Source organism: Rhodococcus sp. NPDC127593 (genome assembly GCF_042671975.1).
Taxonomy (GTDB): domain Bacteria; phylum Actinomycetota; class Actinomycetes; order Mycobacteriales; family Mycobacteriaceae; genus Rhodococcus_F.
The window spans coordinates 1-16851 of record NZ_JBHXWI010000003.1 but is presented as its reverse complement, the minus strand read 5'-3'; the positions used below and the strand labels follow the sequence as shown (position 1 = coordinate 16851).

Below are 16851 nucleotides of genomic sequence, written 5' to 3'. Positions count from 1 at the left end.
GCCGGCGAGCGTGAACAGCAGGGCGGCCACGCTGGTGCCGCTCGTCCGCGGACCGATGTCGGGGGTGGGGAGCGCGAGGCCGAGGAGGAAACCGGCGAACAGATAGCCGACCTGGACGAGTCCCAGCCGCAACGGCGGGCGGCGGCGCAGTGCGCACAGAATCGGTCGCGATCCGATCTGGACCGGGGGAACTCGGCTGCTCAGTTCACGGCGTCCCTTCCTCTCTCCGATGATCCCGAATCGGCGGTAGTGTTCGTGCCGATTCGAGGGGGATCGAGTGAAGAAAGTTGCCGCGGCGCTCCTGTGCGCCGTGATCACATCCGGGTGCGCGCACAGTGTGTCGGGGACTGCGGGGGCTTCTCCGCTGCAGGAACTGAGCCCAGGACAGCAACGGCACATCCACGTCGAGGACGCGCTCCGCAACGCCGATCCGTGCGGGCTTCTCGACGAGGCTGTGGTGCGGGGCGCCGGGACAGTCCAGCAGTACGGGTCCGCCGTCCAACTGCCGGTGTGTTCGGCACTGATGGCCCGGCCCGGCGGCGCGACCACCTACGTGGAGTTGTCCCTGCTGCCGTCGATGCTGCCCGACGCGGCGCTGACCCGGCCGGACACGGTCGACGGGGTGACCGTCTATCGCGGTGCGGGCGCCGACCTGACCCGCGGGACGTGCGAGCGCGTTTTCCGGCTGAACCTCGGAACCGGCCGGGAAGAGGTGGAACGGCAGTTGGCGACCGTCCGCGCCGGAACCGTCGCCGGCCAGGACGCCTGCCCGCTCGCCGACGCGGTGCTCGGCTCGGCGATCGACAGGATGCGGTCGGGACTGCCCGCTCGCGATGTCTCGTCGGCGCCTCAGGTGGCGCTCGCGGTCCACGACCCGTGCGAAGTGCTCGACCTGCTGGGGACCACGGCGGGCGGGCGCGTCGTCGGTCCGGAATCGCCGCCCACCCCGTTCGACTGCGTCCTGTTTCCGAACCCGAATCGGGTGCCCGGGAGTGAGGTGACCGTGTCGTTCACACTGTCGCCGGTCAAGGAAAACCGACCATCCGTTCCGGCCGAGCCGGAGACGATCGGCGACCGATGCCGGTGGACGAGCCCGATGGGCGAGCCGATCGACATCACACGGCCCGGAGCGGGCGTCGACGAGTTCACCCGCAGGCTCGGTCACGCGGGTGCAGTCGTCACTGTTCACGGGCCGAACTGCGCGGCCGTGGCGAGGGTCGCGGACGCCGCGAACACGGCGTTCGGATAGGCGTCCGACCGGACTCACCCGGGATCAGATTGGACTCCGCCGGTAAGCTCGACAGCTGGACCAGTACAGATTCATCGACCTGGAGGTAGAAACGCGTGGCTCTCGTCGTCCAGAAGTACGGCGGATCCTCGGTGGCAACCGCCGAGAGAATCCGACGAGTGGCTGAACGGATCGTCGAGACCAAGAAGGCCGGCAACGATGTCGTCGTCGTGGTTTCAGCGATGGGGGACACCACCGATGAGCTGCTCGATCTGGCTCAGCAGGTGTGCCCAGCCCCACCCGCCCGCGAAATGGACATGCTGCTGACCTCCGGTGAGCGCATCTCCAATTCTCTCGTCGCGATGGCAATTCACTCGCTCGGTGCGGAGGCCCGTTCGTTTACGGGCTCGCAGGCGGGCGTCATCACCACCGGTGCTCACGGCAACGCCAAGATCATCGACGTCACGCCGGGCCGCGTCCGGGATGCGCTCGACGAGGGCTCGATCGTCCTCGTCGCCGGGTTCCAGGGCGTCAGCCAGGACAGCAAGGACGTGACGACCCTCGGACGCGGCGGTTCGGACACCACCGCGGTGGCCCTCGCAGCGGCCCTCGACGCCGACGTCTGCGAGATCTACACCGACGTCGACGGCATCTTCACTGCCGACCCGCGCATCGTTCCCGACGCGCAGCGTCTCGAGACCGTGTCGTTCGAGGAGATGCTCGAGCTCGCGGCGTGCGGCGCGAAGGTGCTCATGCTCCGCTGCGTCGAGTACGCCCGCCGATACAACGTGCCTGTGCACGTCCGTTCGTCATACACGACCAAGCCGGGCACCATCGTGTCCGGATCGATGGAGGACATCCCCGTGGAAGAGGCAATCATCACCGGAGTCGCGCACGATCGCGGCGAGTCCAAGATCACCGTCGTCGGGCTGCCCGACACCCCGGGTTACGCCGCGCAGGTCTTCCGCGCGGTGGCCGATGCGGAGATCAACATCGACATGGTGTTGCAGAATGTCTCCAAGATCGAGACCGGCAAGACCGACATCACGTTCACCCTGCCGACCGCCGACGGCCCGCACGCCGTCGAGAAGTTGACCAAGCTGCAGGGCGCGATCGGCTTCACGCAGGTCCTGTTCGACGACCACATCGGCAAGGTGTCCCTCGTCGGAGCGGGTATGAAGAGCCACCCGGGCGTCACGGCCACGTTCTGTGAGGCTCTCGCGAAGGCCGGTGTCAACATCGACCTCATCTCCACGTCGGAGATCCGCATCTCGGTGCTCGTGAAGGACACCGAACTGGACAAGGCAGTGAAGTCGATCCACGATGCATTCGAGCTCGGCGGCGACGAAGAAGCCGTCGTGCACGCAGGAACGGGACGGTAACCATGACCACCATCGCTGTCGTTGGTGCGACCGGACAGGTCGGCATCGTCATGCGCACCCTCCTCGAGGAACGAAACTTCCCCGCAGACAAGGTGCGGTTCTTCGCCTCCGCGCGGTCGGCGGGCAAGAAGCTGCCGTTCCGCGGCGAGGAGATCGTCGTCGAGGACGCGTCCGCGACGTCCGACGAGGACCTGAAGGGCATCGACATCGCCCTGTTCTCGGCCGGTGCGACGCTCTCTCGTGAGCAGGCCCCGCGGTTCGCGGCGGCAGGCGCCACGGTCGTCGACAACTCGTCCGCGTTCCGCAAGGACCCCGACGTCCCGCTGGTCGTCAGTGAGGTCAACCCGGAGCAGGCGAAGAACCCGCCGAAGGGCATCATCGCCAACCCGAACTGCACCACGATGGCCGCGATGCCGGTGCTGAAGGTTCTGCACGACGAGGCCGGTCTGCAGCGTCTCATCGTGTCGAGCTACCAGGCGGTGTCGGGCAGTGGCATCGCCGGTGTCGAGGAGCTGGTGGGCCAGGCCCGCGCCGTCATCGACGACGCGGAGAAGCTGGTGCACGACGGCAGCGCCGTCGACTTCCCGGCCCCGAACAAGTACGTCGCACCCATCGCGTTCAACGTCCTGCCGCTGGCCGGCTCGATCGTCGACGATGGCAGCGGTGAGACGGACGAGGACCAGAAGCTCCGCAACGAGAGCCGCAAGATCCTTGGCCTGCCCGACCTGCTGGTGTCGGGCACGTGCGTCCGCGTCCCCGTGATCACGGGCCACTCGCTGTCGATCAACGCCGAATTCGAGCGTCCGCTGTCGGTGGAGCGTGCGAAGGAGCTCCTGTCGAAGGCTCCCGGTGTGCAGCTCGTGGACGTCCCCACCCCGCTCCAGGCAGCGGGCAGCGACCCGTCGCTGGTCGGGCGCATCCGTCAGGATCCGGGTGTCCCCGAGGGGCGCGGTCTGGCGCTGTTCGTGTCCGGCGACAACCTGCGTAAGGGTGCCGCCCTCAACACCATTCAGATCGCCGAACTGCTGGTCTGATCTTCCCTCCCACGTGAGTGGCAAGGTGTGCTTCCGCACGCTTTGCCACTCACGTGTGTTTGTGCGGGTGAATACTGGGCCGATGTGGGTGGTCGGGGCTGCGGTTGCGGCGGTTCTGTTGCTGCTCACCGGTGCGAGCGAGGCGTCCGCGCAGCCGAGGATCCTGCTGTCACAGGACGAACTTCCACCCGCCGCAGTCCCCGCGCAGGCAGGCGACAGCGTCCGGGTTCGCTATTCGACGCTGCGCACCGCGACCGCGACCGGTGAGTCGACCGGATCGATCTTCCTTCCCCGTGGCGATCCACCCGACGGCGGCTGGCCGGTGGTGTCCTACGCACACGGCACGGTCGGGGTCGCCGACCAGTGCGCACCGTCCGTCGCCGGGTTCAACTACGTCGAACTGCCCGCGATCGAACAGTGGCTCGCCGCCGGATATGCCGTCGCGGCAACGGATTACGCGGGAATCGGCACGCCCGGTGTCAATGCCTACCTCGACGGCCCTGCGGCCGCCGCGAACGCCGTCGACATCGTCCTGGCCGCACACGACATCTACGGCGACGTGCTCAGCGACCGGTGGATCGTCACGGGACTGTCGCAGGGCGGGCACGCGACCTACTTCGCCGCCCGCGAGGCCACCACCCGGGCACCGGCGCTCGACTTTCGCGGCGCCGTCGCCGTGGCCGCGCCGACGCACCTCGAACAGCTCTTCCCGGCCGCGGGTCCCGCGATTCCGGCTCTGCCGACATCCGGAATCGTGAACTACGCGTTGCTGACCCTGGCCGGCATCGACGACCAGCGCCCAGAGGTCGGCATTCGGCGGTATCTGTCGCCGAAGGGAATCGAATTGATGGAGCTGGCGAAGGTGACGTGCAGCCGGGAACTCGGCCGGTACCTGCTCGCCCATCCCACTTCGGTCGGTGACCTGTTCGCGGCGCCCCTGTGGAACGAGCAGTTCCGGGCGCTGTTCCGGGAGATGCAGCAGGTGCCCGTCGACGGCTTCGACCGCCCCTTGCGGGTGGTGCACAGTCTGTCCGACACGTCGGTGCCGATTCCGTTGACGTGGGCGCAGCTCGCCGAGATGCAGCAGCACGGGGTGAACGTCGAATACCAGCAACTTGCCGCCGAGGATCACCGCGAATCACTGATGGCCTCCATGCCGGAGTCCCTCGCGTTCGCGGCGCGCGTGCTGTCCCCCAGGTGAGTGGCAAAGCGTCCCCGAGCACGCTTTGCCACTCACCTGGGTTCACCCGGCACGTGCGAGGCGGAAACGGCGCCCCGACCCTACGGTTCGGACATGGGCTCAGTCATCGGAGAACTGTTACCGCTCGCCGTGGGTGTCGCGATCTCGCCGATACCGATCATCGCCGTCATCCTGATGCTGCTGTCGAAGCGTGCGGGCGGTGCGAGCGCGGGCTTCGGTGTCGGCTGGATCCTGGGAATCCTCGTCGCGACGGGCATCTTCATGCTCCTCGCCGGCAGCATCGACACGTCCGACTCCGAGGGTCCGTCGGCGACGGCATCGTGGGTGAAGGTGGTTCTCGGTGTGCTGCTGCTCCTGCTCGCGGGACGGCAGTGGAGAAGCCGCGATGCCAACGCCGAGCCGCCGAAGTGGATGCAGGCCATCGACGACCTGAACTTCGTGAAATCCACGGGCCTCGGATTTGCGCTGGCGGCAATCAATCCCAAGAACCTGCTGCTGTGCGTGTCCGCGGGCGTCGGGATCGGCACGGCCGGGGTCAGCGGCGGCGAGCAGGTGGTGGCGCTGATCGTGTACACGGTGCTGGCCGGATCGACCGTGCTCGTCCCGGTCATCGCCTACGCCGTCGCAGCCGGCAAGATGCGCGGGACCCTCGACAGTCTCAAGGTTTGGCTCCAGGCCAACAACGCCGCGGTGATGAGCGTGCTGCTACTCGTGATGGGGGCCGTCGTCCTGGGCAAGGGATTCGGCGGCTTGTTCTGATGCGACCGCGTCCGGTCCGCGGAGGTAGCGCCCGACGTAGCCCTCGTCGAGCGCGACCGCCTTGACGATCACCGCGGACCCCACGATCACGACGGACAGGACGAACAGCCAGCTGATCGCGGTGAACACCAGGCCGAGCGGCCCGAACTGGTGTTGCGCGGCGGCGGTGATCCGGGGCAGGACGAGACGTCCGCCGACGTGGAGAGCGGTGAGCGCGGCGGCCGTCAGCGCCCCTGTCGCCCAGAGCACGCGACCCTTGAGGGTGCCCATCGTCAACAGGTACGGGCTGAGGGTCCACACGGCCATCCACACCGCGAACTCCCCGGCGACTGCGAGAGGTGGACCGATGAACCGGACGTTCGTGAGTTCGCTGGCCAGGCCGATCGCCGTCCCCGACAGCGCAACGGCGAACAGGACGACGAGCCACCGCCAGGCGTCTCGGAGGTTGATCGACGGGACGTTCCAGATCTTTCCGTAGATGCGGGCGAGGGCCCGGGCGAACGACGTGCCGCTGATCGCGATCATCAGCAGACCCACCACACCGAACGCAGCGAAGGATGGGGTGGTGGTGTCCACGGCGCCGGACGTGGACGACAACTCTGCGGGGTCGAAGCCGAACTGGGTCTTGATGGTGCGGGCGGTCACGTTCCAACTGCTCAGCGTCGAAGTTGCAATCATCACGGGGAGCACCGACGTGAAGATCCTGGCGGCGAGCGTCATCGACCGGTCGACGAGTTCGATCGCGATCAGCCCGTCGATGACACGGCGAACCGTGCGGCCGGGAGGTGTGCCCTGCAACCAGCCGTTGGCCGTTTCGGTGCGCGCGGCCAGAGCTTCCCTGGCCAGCGCCACAGACAGTTTCGTCGACCGCACACCTCGAGCGAACACCGATCGGGTCCGCTTGTCATCATCCGCGTCAGGTGAGAACGCCTGTCACGGTCGGATGATGCACCGGAACCCGATGTGGCACGTCGACGTCTCCTCGGTGTCACCCTGCCGGGCGGAGGGTCGGTAGCGGAGGCAGTAGTTCGGCGCGCAGAGGTGCGAGCCGCCCTTGATCACGCGGCGTGCGTAGGGCTCGTCGGGGTTCTCGACTCGTGCCGTCTCGACTCGCGGGTTGGTGGGAATGCAGCAGGAACTGGTGGGAGCGACATTCTTCCCGCTCTCGGAGTGATCCGCCGTGAAGTAGTCGGTGGTCCATTCCCACACGTTGCCGGCCATGTCGCTGAGTTCGTAACCGTTGGGCCGGAAATGGCCGACCGGCGACGTCCCGGCGAACCCGTCCTCGAGGAGGTTCTCCCAGGGGAACCGTCCCTGCCAGACGTTCCCGCCGGGCCTGCCGCCCGGCTCGTGCTCCTCGCCCCACACGAACGGCTTCCGGTCCAGCCCGCCACGGGCCGCGAACTCCCATTCGGCCTCGGTCGGCAGGTCCTTGCCCGCCCACTCCGCGTATGCGCGGGCGTCGAACCACGACACGTGCGTGACGGGATGGCGTTCGCGTCCGCCGACGTTGCTGCCCTGACCCTCCGGGTGCCGCCAATCCGCTCCCGGTGTGAACGACCACCAGCGGGTGTAGTCGTCGAGCGGGACGGGTCCCGGTGTCGGGGTGAACACGAGCGAACCGGGCACGAGCAGAGCCGGACCCGCGCCCGGGTACTGCGCTGGGTCGGGGGCGATCTCGGCGGTCGTGACGTGACCGGTGTCCTTCACGAATCGCCGGAACTCGGCCACGGTGACCTGGTGCGAGTCCATCCAGAATCCGTCGACGGTCACCTGGTGGACGGGGCGTTCCTCGGGGTAGAAGTCCTCCGAACCCATCCAGAAGGTGCCCCCGGGGATCCACGCCATGTTCTTCGGAGCTGCACCGGTCATGGGGCCAGACTGGCACGACGACGGCCGCCGCGCGAAGGGACGCCCCGTAAACCCGGTGAGAGGGGCAACGGTTGCGGTACCGTCGGCTACTCGATTCGCAATGCTGTTCTCACCGTGCAGGGGGCTCCTCCGAATGGATGGACGGATTCCGCGTAGGTCGTTCGTTCGTGGACTGGCGCTGACGGCCGGGCTCGGTGCCGTCGGGGTGGGGTCGGCGAGCGCCTACCCGTTCGGGATCGATCCGCTGCGGCCGTTCGTCTTCTCGTCGCCGCCGCTCCAGCCGTTCCGGGAACAGTTGCCGCCGTTGCCGATGGTGGGTGGGAGCGCCGTCGAGGTGCACGCGAGCAGCACGACGCACGTGTTCCACCCCGATCTGCCGGCGTCCCCGGCCCTCGGTTATGGCGGCATGGACTACCTGGGCCCGACGATCGAGGCGCACGTCGGCGAACGGACCTCGCTGACCTACCGCAACGACATCGCGAGCAACCCCCTCGCCGCCGACGTCGACACGCGGATCCACGGCGTGAGCGAGCAGGACCGTACCCAGGTGCCGACGTCGCTGCACCTGCACGGCGGTCGGACGCCCCCCGAGTTCGACGGACATCCCGAGGACACGATGCGGCCCGGGCAGGGGATGGTGCACGAGTTCCCGAATCGGCAGGAGGCCTGCACGCTCTGGTATCACGACCACGCGATGGGCGTCACTCGGCTCAACATCTACGCCGGGCTGGCGGGCATGTACCTGCTGCGCGACGAGCACGACACCGGTCTGAGCGGCAACCCGCTCGGTCTGCCCTCGGGCGAATTCGAACTACCGTTGGTGTTGCAGGACAAGAACTTCACCGATGACGGACGGCAGAGTGTCCGCTCCAACCCGCTGAATCCGCAGGGCAGCTGGGAGGCCGCCACACCCGGTGACGTGGGGGTGGTGAACGGCAAGGTGTGGCCGGAGATGTCGGTGGCGCGGGGCCTGTACCGCCTGCGGATGGTGAACGCCGCATCATTCAGCGTGTGGAATCTGTTCTTCGAGAACCGGATGAGGTTCTGGGTGATCGGCGCCGAGAGCGGGCTGCTCGACGCGCCGGTCGCCACCGACCACGTCCGGCTCGGACCCGGCGAGCGGGTGGACCTCCTCGTCGACTTCGGGACCCTCGCACCCGGCACGACCGTGGAACTGCGTAACGACGAGCCGATACCCGCGCAGGTCGCGCAGCGCGGGGTGCAGATCATGCCGCGGTTCTGCCGGTTCCGGGTCGGGACCGCCGCCGGGTTCACCGGTGGCGTGCCGGAGACTCTGCGGGGCGGAAGCCGTGGTCTCGCCGTCCTCCCGCCCGTCCCGCAGCCGTCGGTGGTGCGCAACGTGTCGGTGATGCAGCTCGCGCAGGGTCTGGGTCAGCCGTCTCCGCTGATGTCGCTGAACAACCTGCGCTACACCACCGACGACATCGAGATGCCCCGGCAGGGCACCGTCGAGCAGTGGAACATCGTCAACGTCACGCCCGAACCGCATCCGATCCACCTGCATCTCGTGTCGTTCCGGGTGATCGGACGGCAGGCCATCGACACGAACGCGTTGATGCAGGCTGTTCCGGTGCCCGCGGTCGGGGTGCGGTGGACGCCGTCGGCGGACCCGTTCGTTCTCGGGCCGAACCTGGCGCCGCAGGTGTGGGAGTCTGGGTTCAAGGACACCGTGATCGCGGACGCGAACTCGATCACCCGGATCATCGTCCGGTTCCCGACGGCGGACGAACTCGGCTTCGACCCGGACGCCACGTTCGGGATGTCCGCGCACACGATGGATCACTCCGGCGGACACATGGAGCAGGGGTCGCATCCCCTGCAGGGTTACGTGTGGCACTGCCACATGCTCGACCACGAGGACCACGACATGATGCTGCGGTACCGCCTGGTGCCCTAGGCCCGTGAGTACTTATTAACGTCCGGCGGTTAATAAGTACTCACAGGCGCGGAGCGCAAACTTAAAAGCAGTCTGGACTGTTTTCTTTTTTCCGCCTACAGTGCTGGGTGTGACACCTGACACAGAAGTGGTCAAACCGACCCGCACGCAGGCCGAGCGGACCGCGGCGATGCGCACGAAGCTGCTCGACGCGGCCGTCGACTCCCTGGTCGAGCTCGGATACGCCCGCACCACCACACAGGGAATCGCGCGGCGGGCGGGGGTGTCGCGCGGCGCGCAGCTGCACCATTTCCCGACCAAGGAGTCGCTGGTGGTGGCTGCCGTGGAACATCTCGTGGACAAGCGGATGGAGGAGATCCTCGCCGCCGAAGTGGATGCCGGCCGCGGCGTCGAGGTGCTCGCCGACGCCTTCTCCGGCCCGCTGTTCTACGCGGCCCTCGAGTTGTGGGTGGCCGCCCGTACCGACCCGGCGCTGTACGAGGCGACGGTTCCCCTCGAGCGGAAGGTCAACGACGCTCTGCGCCGCGGGTCGGTGGAGGTGTTCGGCGATCGGTTCGACGCCGACGCCATCGAGCTCAGTATCGAATTGGTTCGCGGTCTGGCGGTGTCGGCACTGTTCCGCACCCCCGAGGCCGAACAGTCACTACGCGCGCGGCTGTTGCCCGTGTGGGAATCGAAGGTGGAGAAGTCGTGAATCTTCCGCAGCACGTACACACCCTCATCGTGGGGGCAGGTTTCGCGGGGATGGGACTGGCGGCGCGCATCCTGCAGTCGCAGCCGCAGGCCGACGTCCTGATCATCGAGCGCGGCGACGACGTCGGCGGCACGTGGCGAGACAACACGTACCCGGGGTGTGCGTGCGACGTCCCGACGTCGCTGTACTCGTATTCGTTCGCGCCGAGCGCCGACTGGAGTCACACGTTCGCCCGCCAACCCGAGATCCACCGTTACCTGAAGAAGGTCGCGGCCGACACCGGGGTGCAGTCCCGGGTGGTGACCGATTGCGAACTGCAGGAAGCGCACTGGGACGACGACGCGGCCGTGTGGACCGTCCGGACGAGTCGCGGAGCGTTGACGGCGGACGTCGTGGTGGCCGCGACCGGTGCGCTGTCGACGCCCAGCGTCCCGGACATGCCCGGGTTGGAGACGTTCGGCGGCACCACGTTCCATTCGGCCACGTGGAACCACGACCACGACCTCACCGGTGAGCGTGTGGCCGTCATCGGCACGGGTGCGTCCGCGGTGCAGTTCGTGCCGGAGATCGCCCCCGTGGCCGAGCATCTCACCGTGTTCCAGCGCACGCCCGCCTGGGTGATCCCGCGCCTCGACCGCGAACTGTCCGGCTCCGAGAAGGGCCTCTACCGGCGACTGCCGTTGGTGCAGAAGGCCGTCCGTGGGTCCGTGTACAGCTTCCGCGAAGCCCTGGGTGGTGTGCTCGCGCACGCCACCGGGCTGCTGCCGATATTCGAAATGGTGGCCAAGGTGCACCTGCGCCGGCAGGTGCGGGATCCCGAACTGCGCCGGAAGCTCACGCCGAACTTCACGATCGGCTGCAAGCGGATGCTGCTGTCGAACGATTGGCTCCGGACCCTCGACCGTCCCGACGTCACGCTCGTCGACGCGGGACTCGCCGGGGTCACGCCGGACGGCGTCGTCGACGCGGTGGGGGGCGTGCACAAGGTCGACACCATCATCTTCGCGACGGGCTTCACGCCGACGGAACCGCCTGTGGCGCACGCGTTGCGCGGGGCGAACGGCCGGACCCTCGCCGAGCACTGGGACGGGAGCCCGAGTGCGTACAAGGGGACCACCGTGGCCGGTTTCCCCAACCTGTTCCTGATGTACGGTCCCAACACCAACCTCGGGCACAGCTCCATCGTCTACATGCTCGAATCGCAGTCCGCGTACATCGCCGACGCGTTGAAGGTGATGCACCACAGCGGGATCGCCGCCTTCGATGTCACCGAGGAGGCGCTGCGTCGGTACAACACCCGCATCCAGTCCGAACTGCAGACCACCGTCTGGAACAAGGGCGGCTGCTCGAGCTGGTACTACGACTCCGAGGGGCGGAACTCCGTCCAGTGGCCGACCTTCACCTGGAAGTTCCGCTCCCAGCTGCAGCGTTTCGACCAGGAGAACTACGTCTCACGACGCAGGGCCGCGAAGGAGACCGTCGCGTGACGCACTACGACGTGATCGTGGTCGGCTCCGGTTTCGGCGGCAGCGTCGCGGCGCTCAGGCTCACCGAGAAGGGGTACCGGGTCGGCGTTCTCGAAGCGGGCAGGCGCTTCGCCGACGACGAGCTGCCCGAGACGAGCTGGCGGCTGCGGCGCTACCTGTGGGCACCCTGGCTGGGCTGCTACGGCGTGCAACGGATCCACCTCCTCCCCGACGTCCTGGTCATGGCCGGGGCGGGCGTCGGGGGCGGGTCGCTGAACTACGCGAACACCCTGTATCAGCCGCCGCGCCGATTCTTCGAGGACAAGCAGTGGTCGCATATCACCGACTGGCAGTCGGAGCTGTCCCCGTACTACGACCAGGCGAAACGGATGCTGGGCGTGACGACCAATCCGTCGTTCACTCCCGCAGACGCCGTCATGCGCGAGGTGGCCGAGGAGATGGGCGCCGGTGAGACGTTCACGTCCACGCCGGTGGGCGTCTTCTTCGGCGAACCGGGATCGCGGGTGGCCGATCCGTTTTTCGGAGGTGAGGGGCCCGAGCGCACGGGGTGCACCGAGTGCGGCAGTTGCATGACGGGTTGCCGTGTGGGCGCGAAGAACACGCTCGTCAAGAATTACCTCCACCTCGCCGAGAAGGCGGGCGCCTGGGTACATCCGCTGACGACGGTGAAGGAGTTACGGCCCCGGGCGGGCGGCGGCTACGAGTTGCGGACCCGCCGCACCGACGGGATCCGCAAGCGGGAGCGCACGTTCACCGCCGACCAGGTGGTCGTCGCCGCAGGCACGTACGGCACCGCCCGGCTGCTGCTGGCGATGAAGGAATCCGGTGCCCTGCCGCGGTTGTCGCCGCGGCTGGGATCGGTGGTGCGCACCAACTCGGAGGCGGTCCTCGCGGCCACGGCGAAGAACCGCGGCACCGACTTCACGAAGGGCGTGGCCATCACGTCTTCGTTTCACCCGGACGATCACACCCACATCGAACCCGTGCGGTACGGCAAGGGCAGCAACGCGATCGGACTGTTGCAGACCGTCCTCAGCGACGGCGGCGGCAGGACGCCGCGGCTGCTGAAAACGGTCGGCGTGGCGTTGCGTCGCCCCGGGGCGTTCGTGCGCAGCCTGTCGGTGCGGCACTGGTCGGAACGTACCGTGATCGCGCTCGTCATGCAGACCGGCGACAATTCGCTCGAACTGGCCAAGGGAAAGGGCCGCCTCGGTCGCGCGGTGACCAGCCGTCGCGGACCCGGAGATCCACCGCCCGAATGGATCCCGCAGGGTCACGCGGCCATCCGCAAGGTGGCCGAACGGATCGGGGGAGATCCCGGCGGCTCGTTCGCCGACGTCGTGAACATTCCGATGACCGCGCATTTCCTCGGGGGTTGCACCATCGGGGACTCGCCGGACACGGGTGTCGTCGACCCCTACCTGCGGGCGTACGGACACGACGGTCTGCACGTGGCCGACGGTTCCGTGGTGAGCGCGAATCTCGGCGTCAACCCGTCGCTCACCATCGCCGCCCAGGCCGAGCGTGCGTTCGCGCTGTGGCCCAACAAGGGTGAGGTCGATGCCCGGCCCGAACCGGGCAAGCCATACGTACGTATCGAACCGTCGCCGCCCCGGAATCCGGTGGTACCCGCGGACGCGCCGGGTGCGTTGCGGCTTCCACTGACGGTCGCGACCCGAAGGGAGACAGTCGATGTGGAGCGTGCCTGAATCGACCACCCAGCGCACCGACTGGCCCGAGAGCTCGCCGCCCCCGTGGCCGGCGGGGGTGCGCGCGACACTGTGGTGGCATCGCAGCACCACGGCCGCTCGCGCGCTCGGACCCGACGGCGCCACCGTGCCATTGACCCTCGCGATGATGGTCGACTACCTCGACTCGCCGGTCGGCGCCTATCGGGAAATTCTCGCCAGTCCGGTGCTCCGCGCGCCCGGCCGTCGGATCGGCGTCCTGCCGCGCATGGCGGTCCCGTTCATCGCCGTGGATTCGGAACCCTCCGTACACGGCGGACGCGTGCACTGGAGTCTGCCGAAGGTGCCGGCCGAGTTCGACGGCGACGTGCACGGCGACTTCGAGGCGTCGTCCGACGCGTGGCGCGTCACCACGAGCACTCGGCCGCGTGGACCGCGACTGCCCATCGCCGGAGCGCTGGGGTTCGCGCAACCGGGCGAGGGCGGCCACGGCCTCGTGACGGCATCCGCCCGACTTCGGGGCCATTTCCGATATGCCCGCGTGGACGTGGCGGCCGAAGGTCCCACTCTCGGTGACTGGCTGACGCCCGGCACGCACCACGGCATCGTGATCACGGACGGCCGGATGACCACCGGACCCGCGCAGCTACGCTGACCCGCTCAGGCGGGTCGCTATTCGATGTCCGCGACTACGCCGGCGAGACGTGGCATCACGGTGTCGCGCCAGCCCGGGCCCATCCGCTCGAACGCGTCGCGGCTGCGTTTGTCGTCGAGGTCGAAGCCCGAATGATCGAGGAACAGGCGAGTGCCCGCACCCTCGGGGGCGAGGCGCCAGACCAGCGTCCAGTTCTCGGTGAACGTGTAGACGAAGCGTCGTTCGGGTTCGACCTCGATCACTTCGCAGGGAACGGCACCCCAGCCGGGCATGTCGAGGTGGAACCGATGCCCGACCGTGGCGGCGATATCGCCCGCGGCCCACCAGTGGGCGAGCAGTTCCGGCTCGGTGAGGGCGCGCCACACCTTGGCGGGCGGCGCGGCGATGAACTGGTCGACGGAGATCTTGGTGGTGGTGCGGTCGGTCACGAGTCCTCCTCGAGGAAGTCGGCGAGTGTGCGCAAGCGGCCACGCCAGAACCGCTCGAACGGGTGCAGCCAGTCGCCGACGTCGGCGAGCGGGTCGGCGGTCAGGTGGTAGTGCCGTTGCCGTCCCGACGGTTCGTCGCGGACGAGCCCGGCCCGGCGCAGCACCTGCAGGTGCTCTGCCACCGCGGGTCGGCTGAGGTCGAACCGGCCGGCGAGGTCCCCGGCGGTGAGTGGTCCGTCCATCAGGATTTCCAGCAGGCGCCGTCGCACGGGGTTCGCGAGGGCGAGGAAGACGTCGTCGTCGGGCACACCGCGACTTTATGTCGGAGATCTCCGACATGTCAAGATTTTCCGACACATCCTTTTCTTGACTAATTCCAAAAAAGCGCGATACTTGAACACATGCGACACGACACGGACCCCAAAGCGCAGCTGCGCGGGGTAGGCCTGCGTGTCACTGCACCACGCGTTGCAGTGTTGAATGCGGTTGCCGTACGGCCGCATTCCGACGTCGACGACATTGCGGCCGTAGTTCGTGAAGAGCTGGGATCGGTCTCCACCCAGGCGGTATACGACGTTCTCAAGGCGTGCACCGCCGCCGGCCTGCTCAGACGTATCGAGCCCGCGGGATCGCCCGCACGGTTCGAAACCCGTACCGGAGACAACCACCACCACCTCGTGTGCCGCAGCTGCGGGACCGTCGTGGATGTGGACTGCGCCGTCGGTGAGGCTCCGTGCCTCGACCCTTCGCAGGCCCACGGTTTCGAGATCGACGAGGCCGAGGTCGTCTTCTGGGGGCTCTGCTCGCAGTGCCAGACCGGCGCGCAGACCGGAACCGGGTCGGCAGCAGCCCTGTCCTGACCCGTCCGTCCCCACCGCTACACCCTCACCCGATGCAACCTGGAGGCTTTGCCATGCCTGAAACACAGCGCGCCACCACCAACAACTTCGGAATTCCCGTCGCCAGCGACAACGAATCCCTCACTGCGGGCACGCAGGGCCCCATCCTGCTGCACGACCACTACCTGATCGAGAAGCTCGCCCACTTCAACCGCGAGCGCGTCCCGGAGCGTGTCGTCCACGCGAAGGGCGGCGGTGCATTCGGCGAACTGGTCGTCACCCACGACGTGAGCCGCTACACGAAGGCCACGCTGTTCCAGCCCGGCGCGAAGACCGAGTCGCTGGTGCGCTTCTCCACCGTCGCCGGCGAGCAGGGCAGCCCCGACACCTGGCGTGACCCGCGCGGATTCGCCGTGAAGTTCTACACCGAGGACGGCAACTACGACCTCGTCGGCAACAACACGCCCGTCTTCTTCATCAAGGACCCGATCAAGTTCCCCGACTTCATCCACTCGCAGAAGCGACTGCCGGGATCCGGTCTGCGCGACCACAACATGCAGTGGGACTTCTGGACGCTGCGGCCCGAGTCCGCGCACCAGGTGACCTGGCTGATGGGCGACCGTGGAATCCCGAAGACGTGGCGTCACATGGACGGTTTCGGCTCGCACACGTACCAGTGGGTCAACGCCGACGGCGACCGGTTCTGGGTCAAGTACCACTTCAAGACCGATCAGGGCATCGAGTTCCTCACGCAGGACGAGGCCGACACCCTCGCCGGCAACGACCCCGATCATCACCGCGCCGACCTGTACGACACGATCGCCCACGGCGAGTTCCCCAGCTGGACGCTGAAGGTCCAGGTCATGCCCGTCGACGAGGCCGAGGGCTACCGGTTCAACCCGTTCGACCTCACCAAGGTGTGGTCGCAGAAGGACTACCCGCTGATCGAGGTCGGCAAGTGGACCCTCAACCGGAACCCCGACAACTTCTTCGCGCAGATCGAGCAGGCCTCGTTCGAGCCGTCGAATGTCGTTCCGGGAATCGGCTTCTCGCCCGACAAGATGCTGCTGGGACGGGGTCTTCTCCTACGCCGACGCTCACCGGTACCGCATCGGCGCCAACTACGCGCAGCTGCCGGTCAACGCGCCGAAGAACCAGGTGAACTCGTACTCGCAGGACGGTGCGATGCGGTACGCCACCAATTCGCCCGAGACCCCGGTGTACGCGCCGAACTCGTACGGCGGCCCCCATGCCGACGCGTCGCTCGCGGGCGACGAGGGCCTGTGGGCGTTCGACGGTGAGTCGGTGCGAGCCGGCTACATCGAGCACGCCGAAGACGGCGACTTCACGCAGGCGGGCACGCTCGTCCGCGAGGTTCTGGGCGACGACGAACGCGACCGCCTGGTGAACAACATCGTCGGCCACGCGCTCGGCGGCGTCAGCGAACCGGTTCTGCTGCGGGTCTTCGACTACTGGAAGAGCGTCGACCCCGACCTGGGCAAGCGAGTGGAAATCGGTGTCCGGGAAGGGCAGAGCCAGAACTGATGTCGTCGGTGGGGCAGGCTTAGAGCCAATACCGTTCAGTTAGTGCGGGTTGCGTTACGATGAGGTGTGCCTCGGAGCGGATGGGTGAAACCGGTCTCGGATCGGCGGTTGTCGGATGTGG

Annotated in this window: 15 protein-coding genes and 1 pseudogene; 12 read left to right on the top strand and 4 right to left on the bottom strand. The window is 67.7% G+C overall.

Going from position 1 to position 16851, the window contains the following annotated elements; genetic code table 11:
* Positions 1–277: 277 nt before the first annotated feature.
* From ACFVJ3_RS03025 to ACFVJ3_RS03005, 5 genes are all read left to right on the top strand, one after another.
* Entirely contained in the window at positions 278–1249 is a 972-nt protein-coding gene (locus ACFVJ3_RS03025; RefSeq protein ID WP_378450654.1) for a hypothetical protein, read from the top strand.
* 95 nt (positions 1250–1344) lie between these two features.
* Positions 1345–2610 (top strand): aspartate kinase, encoded by a 1266-nt coding sequence (locus tag ACFVJ3_RS03020; protein WP_378450653.1) that lies wholly within the window; start codon positions 1345–1347, stop codon positions 2608–2610.
* Positions 2611–2612: 2 nt separating this feature from the next.
* A complete protein-coding gene (locus tag ACFVJ3_RS03015; protein WP_378450652.1) occupies positions 2613–3644 on the top strand; it encodes an aspartate-semialdehyde dehydrogenase in 1032 nt (343 codons plus the stop codon).
* 82 nt (positions 3645–3726) lie between these two features.
* Positions 3727–4845: an alpha/beta hydrolase family protein gene (locus ACFVJ3_RS03010; RefSeq protein WP_378450651.1), complete on the top strand. Its 1119-nt coding sequence runs from the start codon at positions 3727–3729 to the stop codon at positions 4843–4845.
* Between the two features lie 93 nt (positions 4846–4938).
* Positions 4939–5604, top strand: coding sequence for a GAP family protein (locus tag ACFVJ3_RS03005; protein WP_378450650.1), 666 nt, complete (start codon positions 4939–4941; stop codon positions 5602–5604).
* On the opposite strand, the gene ACFVJ3_RS03000 is transcribed toward ACFVJ3_RS03005, so the two are convergent.
* Positions 5551–6456 carry a hypothetical protein gene (locus tag ACFVJ3_RS03000; RefSeq protein WP_378450864.1) on the bottom strand — a complete coding sequence of 302 codons (906 nt, stop codon included), beginning with the start codon at positions 6454–6456 and terminating at the stop codon, positions 5551–5553. The genes ACFVJ3_RS03005 and ACFVJ3_RS03000 overlap by 54 nt on opposite strands.
* Positions 6457–6537: 81 nt before the next feature.
* The gene (locus tag ACFVJ3_RS02995; protein ID WP_378450649.1) at positions 6538–7476 is read right to left on the bottom strand and encodes a formylglycine-generating enzyme family protein; all 939 of its coding nucleotides are present in this window, start codon (positions 7474–7476) and stop codon (positions 6538–6540) included.
* A 100-nt stretch (positions 7477–7576) separates the two neighbouring features.
* Between ACFVJ3_RS02995 and ACFVJ3_RS02990 the strand changes: the two genes are divergently transcribed.
* The 5 genes from ACFVJ3_RS02990 to ACFVJ3_RS02970 all read left to right on the top strand — a co-directional run bounded on the left by ACFVJ3_RS02990 (position 7577) and on the right by ACFVJ3_RS02970 (position 13918).
* Positions 7577–9394 carry a multicopper oxidase family protein gene (locus ACFVJ3_RS02990; protein ID WP_378450648.1) on the top strand — a complete coding sequence of 606 codons (1818 nt, stop codon included), beginning with the start codon at positions 7577–7579 and terminating at the stop codon, positions 9392–9394.
* A gap of 100 nt (positions 9395–9494) precedes the next feature.
* Complete coding sequence (locus ACFVJ3_RS02985) at positions 9495–10088, top strand: TetR/AcrR family transcriptional regulator (protein ID WP_378450647.1); 594 nt, start codon at positions 9495–9497, stop codon at positions 10086–10088.
* Positions 10085–11575 (top strand): flavin-containing monooxygenase, encoded by a 1491-nt coding sequence (locus ACFVJ3_RS02980; protein ID WP_378450646.1) that lies wholly within the window; start codon positions 10085–10087, stop codon positions 11573–11575. The genes ACFVJ3_RS02985 and ACFVJ3_RS02980 overlap by 4 nt, the downstream gene beginning before the upstream one ends.
* Positions 11572–13284, top strand: coding sequence for an FAD-dependent oxidoreductase (locus ACFVJ3_RS02975; RefSeq protein WP_378450645.1), 1713 nt, complete (start codon positions 11572–11574; stop codon positions 13282–13284). Before ACFVJ3_RS02980 ends, ACFVJ3_RS02975 begins: the two co-directional genes overlap by 4 nt.
* On the top strand, positions 13268–13918 hold the full coding sequence (locus ACFVJ3_RS02970; protein ID WP_378450644.1) for a hypothetical protein: 651 nt from the start codon (positions 13268–13270) through the stop codon (positions 13916–13918). The genes ACFVJ3_RS02975 and ACFVJ3_RS02970 overlap by 17 nt, the downstream gene beginning before the upstream one ends.
* A 17-nt stretch (positions 13919–13935) precedes the next feature.
* Here the strand turns inward: ACFVJ3_RS02970 and ACFVJ3_RS02965 are convergent, their stop codons facing one another.
* Together ACFVJ3_RS02965 and ACFVJ3_RS02960 are read right to left on the bottom strand one after the other, a co-directional pair.
* Positions 13936–14346, bottom strand: coding sequence for an SRPBCC domain-containing protein (locus ACFVJ3_RS02965; RefSeq protein WP_378450643.1), 411 nt, complete (start codon positions 14344–14346; stop codon positions 13936–13938).
* Positions 14343–14654 carry an ArsR/SmtB family transcription factor gene (locus ACFVJ3_RS02960; protein WP_378450642.1) on the bottom strand — a complete coding sequence of 104 codons (312 nt, stop codon included), beginning with the start codon at positions 14652–14654 and terminating at the stop codon, positions 14343–14345. Before ACFVJ3_RS02960 ends, ACFVJ3_RS02965 begins: the two co-directional genes overlap by 4 nt.
* A gap of 93 nt (positions 14655–14747) precedes the next feature.
* On the opposite strand from ACFVJ3_RS02960, the gene ACFVJ3_RS02955 reads away from it, so the two are divergent.
* Positions 14748–15206: a Fur family transcriptional regulator gene (locus ACFVJ3_RS02955; RefSeq protein ID WP_378450641.1), complete on the top strand. Its 459-nt coding sequence runs from the start codon at positions 14748–14750 to the stop codon at positions 15204–15206.
* Positions 15207–15259: 53 nt separating this feature from the next.
* Positions 15260–16730, top strand: a pseudogene (locus ACFVJ3_RS02950) (catalase).
* The last annotated feature ends 121 nt before the right edge of the window (positions 16731–16851 follow it).